Source organism: Bacillus sp. P4_D3, from assembly GCF_056401855.1.
The window spans coordinates 1-4,237 of the sequence record NZ_JBFUIN010000268.1; the positions used below are offsets into that span (position 1 = coordinate 1).

The following is a 4,237-nucleotide window of genomic DNA, read 5'->3' on the forward strand; positions in this document are numbered from 1 at the left end:
CATCTATACTCTTCGGCATATGTGCCTGGTGTATCGTCTTTACTTGCCAAAAAGTATTTCAAGCTTAGGGGGAATTACTATTAATAGATCAGTAGAGATATTTGGACAAAATGTAGAAGTATATATGAGAGGTAGTAGTAAACAAACTGTAGTCATTCAAACAGGAATGGGATGCTCATTTTATGATTGGCTTCCTATTATAGAAAAGCTTTCACAAAACTTTACAGTCATTTCATATCATCGCCCAGGTTACGGAGAAAGTGAGCTAGGAACTAATCCACGTACAACAATACAAGCTGCAAAGGAACTACATATGCTGCTACATGAACTAGCTATTTACGAGCCAATCATTTTAATTGGTCATTCCTATGGAGGTTTATGCGCACAACATTTTGCGATATTACATGAGGATCAAATTAAAGCACTTATTTTAGTTGATTCTACTTCCATGAACTTACACCGATTAGATGAGCTTCATTTACCGATTTCTGATCAAACTGATTCTGATGATATGTGGCTACAAAAATATCATACTTACTCCAACATGGATGCAGACGCGCTTTATACTGAACTAAAACCTACGCTCGTCAATACAACACAACAGCATATCAAATTTTCTACATCTCCTTCATTATATAAAGCGACAGCTTCTGAACTGTCCGAGTGGGAATATTGTGCTCGCTCAATAAAAAAACAACATAAAACATTAGAAATACCATTAATCGTTATCGGTAGAGATCCTCAATATTGTATTGCTCAATTGATTGAGGGCGGTATGCCAAAAGAAGAAGCTACACAACTTGAAGATATGTGGCAAGAACTTATTCGTGAACAATTACACCTCTCAATAAACAGCAAATATATTCTTGCCGAACATGCTGGTCACGGAATAGAAAATGATCGACCAGATATTATCATTCAAGTCATTCAATCTTTACACACAAAAAAAGGAAGCAACTAAAGCTGCTTCCTTACTTATCTATTCATAGTCTTCTTCGTCATCATCAACTTCTTCATAATACGAACTCCCATTGCTTACATATATAGGACCATTCGCAACATCAATACGTAGTACCCATGCCCATGGCACAGCTAAACGTTTATGTATTGCTCTCCAAAAATTCATTGATTTTCTTTCGTACTCCTGGAACTCCTGAAGTAACTCTTTATAGGAGGAACCGTCTAACTGAATATTTGCTTCTAATAAACGAGAATGGGCATAGTACTGTAACTCTAGTTCAGCAGCAATCTCCATTTCTTCTTCCGTTGCCATACCTATAATTGCTCCATCTGCTGGTGCGATTTCATATACGTTGTGAACTTCAATAAGCCCTTCTTTCTCTTTCTCAAACATGTAAACAGCCTCCTTTAACAAATAGTTTTTATGTTACAAAGTCATACTTCTACAATACCTTCTCTCTTTCCTCTTTTTTTGATAAACTTTTACAAAATGTTTATCCGATGACCTATTCTCTCTATTCTTTCAGCAGAAATGAAACGATTACTATTAAAAGCTAATTTGTACACATCGGGCATGTGAAGTGTTTTCCAAAACTGAAAATCATATTTCGAATCAAAATAATTCATAAGTAAAACCATAATATTCCCATGAGTGCCTATTACAATATTCTTCCCTTTATATTTTCCCAATATATTTTGCATACATAATACAGCACGCCTTTGCGCTACATCATTTGATTCCCCGCCTTCGTATGCAAAAGTCCAGTCTTCCCACACCTTCTGAATAGCATCATTAAAATCCTGTACTGGTTCTTTACTTAATAACCTTTCTCGTAAAGCTTCTTCTATTTGTATCGATACATTATATGTATTCGCAATTCCTTGCACAGTTTGAATCGCTCTTTTATAAGGACTTGAAATCACAACATCAATATGTTCATCTTTTAATAAATGTGTTACATTCTCTGCATCCAAGTACCCCTTTTCAGATAAAGGACGTTCCCTTTCTTCTTTTGTATATGTAGAGTGGGCATGGCGAACGAAATATATTGTAGTCATTATTCAACTTCCTTTCTTATTTTCAATCTATATTCAATGAAGTAATTAGGAAATCCTGTATCATTTATAGAAAAGAGCACTTTTTAAAAAGTGCTCTTTTGTTTACATAATAAAATTATTTCATTATAATTTATTTCTAAATTCTTCGCTTATGACGATATCTCGAATAAAGTAATCCATATTACTTAGAAGTTTTTCAAATTCTTTCTCACTTAAATTGTTCATCATAAAGACAATCTCAATCTTATTCCCCTTTTTATCAGTACCATAGAAACTATTTGTTAATACAAATGCCGTAGAACCACCTTTCTGTCCTGCATATTCGAACATTCCACCCCCTACTGTTCCTTTAAATATATTTTCAATCTCACCTTGCATTTGTTGTGTAAAATAGTTTCTGTTATTTATCTTTTCCATTAAACTCATGTAATCTTTCGCATTTGCACCTACTAACCGATCTGACCAAATACGTTGGGAGTCCATATCGGCTTTTAACGATATCTCCCGTTTTCCCCATTCTTTCTCGTCTTTCATCCATTCATGTATTTGCCATACATGCTTAACATATTCATCATTAGACATATTACGTAGCTTGTCCAATGCTTTATTTTGAGGAATATGCATTTCTTTTTCAACATACCCCCTCATATACAATGCCGCTGTATACGCCGGATAAAATTCCTCGTGACTATTTAAGCCTAACTCTTTCAAACTTTCATTCACACGTGCTGTTCCAAGCTTGTCCAATAAATATGATGCGTTCGCATTCGAACTATATTGAATCATTCCTTTAACTACTTCCTCTAAAGAAGTTTGCCCATTGTTCACTAACCCTCTAGCTTTTACATCATCTAGCCATACAGGGTGTGCACCACCATCAGTATTCTTCACGTAGTATTTTTCTAATTCTTTCAATGAAATCTGCTCGTCTTTTCTTACCTTTCCTTCGGCCACTTGCTTAGCATATTCAATTGCTATAACGATTTTCGACATACTTGCTAGTGGTAATTTTTCATTTTCATTTAGTGATGTTAATATCTCACCATTTCTTTTAACGATTAAAGAAGCTGTTTTATCATCCTTATGTTCTTTTATATAATTTAGCACATAACTAGGATCTTCTTTTGAATTGACATATTCCTTCACTGAAAAGAAAGCTATACAACCTACTATAGTAATTCCAGCTATAATTCCAACAACTTTTAACCCTCTCATAATACTCCCCCTAAAATAAACATATTATATATTATACTAAATAAATTTCCCTTTTTAAGTAAGAATTAGAGTATTTATACAAAAACGTTTCTTTTCTTAAACAACAAAAAAACATGCTTTCCTAAAGGGAGCATGTTTTGTGATTTTTTTCACATTATTTAGTTAAAAAATAAACTTTTTACTTACCATGATGTAACATTAAATCACTGAGTTCTTCTTCAATGTGATTTAATTTCGCAACGCCTTCTTTCCATTTATGAATATAACGTGAAACCCCAACAAAAAATAAAATAATAATTGTGGAAAGAATAATACCATACACGATAGCTACAGTACTCATAGTTACACTTCCTTGTAATTAGTTATGTTTTTATTATAAACCTTTTTCTTTTAAAATACTTCGATTTCAACTTTTTGTAACAAAATTGATTTTTCTAACAAATAAATAAAAAAACTTTATATTTTTATCCTACCAAATATCACCTTATATTCTTTAAACATCTCCATTTGTTAAAAAACGTTCGAAAAAGGAAAATTTTTCACAAAATATACAAAACTTCACCATATGTACTATTACCATATGGGTTATATTATTTAATAGTGTAAAGGGGATGATACAATATGACGACTTGGTTTATTGTACTGTTAGTTGTATTTGGGGCATTTAAAATTATCGTTTCTAGTCTTCCAAACTCCGTTATTGAATCAATTATTAGCCGATATGAAACACATCCGCAACTTGATGAAGAGAATGTTACTGTAACGATCAATGGAAATAGCTTAGAAGGCGATAAGAAATCTCAAATTATTAATGATTTTAATGAAGGTTTATTTTTAGATCGTTATTATGCACCACCACAAAATGAAGGTACTCCTTTAATTATAAATGCAAAACGTGGCAAAAAAGATTTTACATTTTATATTTATAGTCATGAAGAGCATGTTGATGTTGTAAAACAACATRAAAAGAAAGTGATCGCTTATAGTTTGCGCTCTAAAAACC

Annotated in this window: 6 protein-coding genes and 1 pseudogene; 2 read left to right on the plus strand and 5 right to left on the minus strand. The window is 32.7% G+C overall.

What is annotated here, in order from left to right; translation table 11 throughout:
- Positions 1-19 precede the first annotated feature (19 nt).
- Entirely contained in the window at positions 20-961 is a 942-nt protein-coding gene (locus tag AC1DTM_RS18980) for an alpha/beta fold hydrolase (RefSeq protein WP_016104444.1), read from the plus strand.
- Positions 962-979: 18 nt separating this feature from the next.
- Here the strand turns inward: AC1DTM_RS18980 and AC1DTM_RS18985 are convergent, their stop codons facing one another.
- From AC1DTM_RS18985 to AC1DTM_RS19005, 5 genes and pseudogenes are all read right to left on the minus strand, one after another.
- A complete protein-coding gene (locus AC1DTM_RS18985) occupies positions 980-1,354 on the minus strand; it encodes a hypothetical protein (protein WP_000461761.1) in 375 nt (124 codons plus the stop codon).
- 89 nt (positions 1,355-1,443) lie between these two features.
- Positions 1,444-2,019, minus strand: coding sequence for a histidine phosphatase family protein (locus AC1DTM_RS18990; RefSeq protein WP_016104443.1), 576 nt, complete (start codon positions 2,017-2,019; stop codon positions 1,444-1,446).
- Positions 2,020-2,142: 123 nt separating this feature from the next.
- Complete coding sequence (locus AC1DTM_RS18995) at positions 2,143-3,234, minus strand: serine hydrolase (RefSeq protein ID WP_016104442.1); 1,092 nt, start codon at positions 3,232-3,234, stop codon at positions 2,143-2,145.
- Positions 3,235-3,412: 178 nt separating this feature from the next.
- On the minus strand, positions 3,413-3,574 hold the full coding sequence (locus AC1DTM_RS19000) for a hypothetical protein (protein ID WP_002158451.1): 162 nt from the start codon (positions 3,572-3,574) through the stop codon (positions 3,413-3,415).
- A 50-nt stretch (positions 3,575-3,624) separates the two neighbouring features.
- A pseudogene (locus tag AC1DTM_RS19005) lies at positions 3,625-3,814 on the minus strand (hypothetical protein).
- A gap of 41 nt (positions 3,815-3,855) precedes the next feature.
- Between AC1DTM_RS19005 and AC1DTM_RS19010 the strand changes: the two are divergent.
- On the plus strand, positions 3,856-4,237 hold a 382-nt coding region (locus AC1DTM_RS19010), incomplete at its 3' end, for a YfmQ family protein (protein ID WP_477000654.1).